The following is a 2,026-nucleotide window of genomic DNA, read 5'->3' on the forward strand; positions in this document are numbered from 1 at the left end:
TCTCGTTCTTATGTTGCGTCATACCACATCATGATCAAGGCGGCCGCCCTCATGCCCGCAGCCACCCCCATCAAGCCGCTGACCAGCACCGACGAGCATCAGCAGATCTATCTACAGCTGCCGTAACTGAACAACGCGTCACTCAGCCAACCGACACGAAGCGCCCCTGTAGTACCTGGCCCCGCCCCCGGACAGGAATCAACGCGACATCACGGGCGCAAGATCAACAAGCGGTCGTGGTGAAACAACGAGGCAGGTGCCTTTTGGGGGCGAGACATAGGCATGCAGAGGTGCCCGGAAGGCCCTTCCCACCCGGGTCCAGACGGGAAGACACTTATCTTGCGGTCCGGCCGTGGTGTGGGGCGGACCACACCACCACAAGTATGCGCGGCTCCCCAACTCCCCAAGCTGGTGCGTGTGTGGTTCAGGTGTGGTTCCCGCTCCGGCGGCCGCGGCTGTTTCCTTGCGGCAGTTGGGATGAGGAAGCGAGGAAACGATGGCGGGCAGCCTCGATCAGACGGCCTCGGCCTCAATATCAGAGCCAACATCGAAAACATTCCCCCCGACGACCCCGAAATAAAGGTATCCTTCGAACTCGACAACAGCATGAGATCGCCTGGCGCAATTCAGTCCGCCAGATGAAGATAGAAAAGAAGGAAGGCAGTAAATGGACTCCATTGTTAGCTATCCGGTCCACCTAGAAGGGGTGCCTTCTCAAACCGCCTTGGACGCACTTGAAGCCCGAGTCTCCGCTCTGGAAGGCTGTTTCCCCGGAATACCTGGACCCGAGCAGATGGTCGTCACTATTGCGCCTGAAGTCATGTCCATCAGAATCGAGTAAAATAATGGCATTTGAGTCGCGCGACCTCAATATCAGAGCCAACATCGAAAATATCCCCCCTGACGACGAAGGACTATCTGTTGACTTCGGTGACGCAGGAGCGCCTGAGCCCTATCTGGCCAGAGTATCTGACGGTAAGGCCACCGCCCCGCACCTGTACACCGGATACGGCAGCTACACCATCACGGCAACCGGCACCACAACCGGCACCAAGGCCACCACGGAATACCACGCCGAAGGCGAACAACTCGGGCTGACGGTGGATGTGGGCACCGGCGTCGACTGGAACAAGGCCGGCGCCACCGTTACCGGCCTTAGCTACGGGGCAACCGCCAGCGTCAACTTCGGACACGGAGACGCGATGTCCACGTCCATGGCGGATCTGGACGGAGTGGCGACCATCACCCCGAACGCCTTCATTTACCCGGAGGAGCGGGCTACATACAACGCCGTCGCCACTGCCACCGGCCACCCCGACGGCGCCGACACCGTCATCATCCGCATTGCTGATCCCCCATTGATCGCAACCGTAGAACGGATGGGGGAAAAGAAAATAAAAGTAGAGGGAACCGGAATCCCCAGGGCCAAAATTGGATACCGATGCAACAATGGTGATGTAACTTATAATGCGAAAAGCTCCGTTTTGGATAATGGGGCATTTTCATTTGAAATTTTTTTGGGACTTGTCTCGCCAAGGCTCGATAATGTTTCTCTTGCGCATGGGGAATATCCCAATTATTCTGATTGGACTGAATTTGTTGAGCCCTGAGATGCCCCGAAGATTTCGGACAGTCCGGCAAGTAGGATTGCTCCGGAAAGGTCATTCTCTTGGGAAAGTCAGTACGGTCGTTCTCGGTCGAGTATAAGGATGAAGCGGTTAAGTTGGTTGTGTCGGGATCGGGTCGTCTGATTCCGGATGTCGCGCGTGAGCTCGGTATTCATGACAGCACCCTCAGGAACTGGGTGAACAAGCACGGCCCCGGCGTAGTTCTCTCTTGATCCGCTCTGCCCCAGTTTGATGCGGCTGGTTGCAGGACGAGCGCGACTTCTGATGATCTTTCAGCCTGGATCCACCGCGTAGTGGTCGGGCTGTGGATGGAGAAATCAGAAGAGGTGCCCGCTGACCTGGGATGATGGGAGTTTCTACGCTTCCATCAGACCCGAGCAAGAGGGCACCTCGTAAGT

2 protein-coding genes are annotated in these 2,026 nt (G+C 57.0%); both read left to right on the forward strand.

All coding sequences use genetic code 11. The features are described 5' to 3' along the window. The first annotated feature begins 845 nt into the window (after positions 1-845). Positions 846-1,610, forward strand: a complete 765-nt coding sequence (locus OTB19_RS42570; RefSeq protein WP_267804227.1) for a hypothetical protein — start codon at positions 846-848, stop codon at positions 1,608-1,610. A gap of 59 nt (positions 1,611-1,669) precedes the next feature. Further along, positions 1,670-1,840, forward strand: a complete 171-nt coding sequence (locus tag OTB19_RS43915; protein ID WP_420717033.1) for a transposase — start codon at positions 1,670-1,672, stop codon at positions 1,838-1,840. Positions 1,841-2,026 lie beyond the last annotated feature (186 nt).

It is taken from the genome of Streptomyces sp. H27-H5 (assembly GCF_026627505.1).
In the GTDB taxonomy this organism is placed as follows: domain Bacteria; phylum Actinomycetota; class Actinomycetes; order Streptomycetales; family Streptomycetaceae; genus Streptomyces.

Coding starts and splice junctions, on each gene's coding strand:
- OTB19_RS42570 (WP_267804227.1), top strand. CDS start 846: ATGGCATTTGAGTCGCGCGACCTCAATATCAGAGCCAACATCGAAAAT.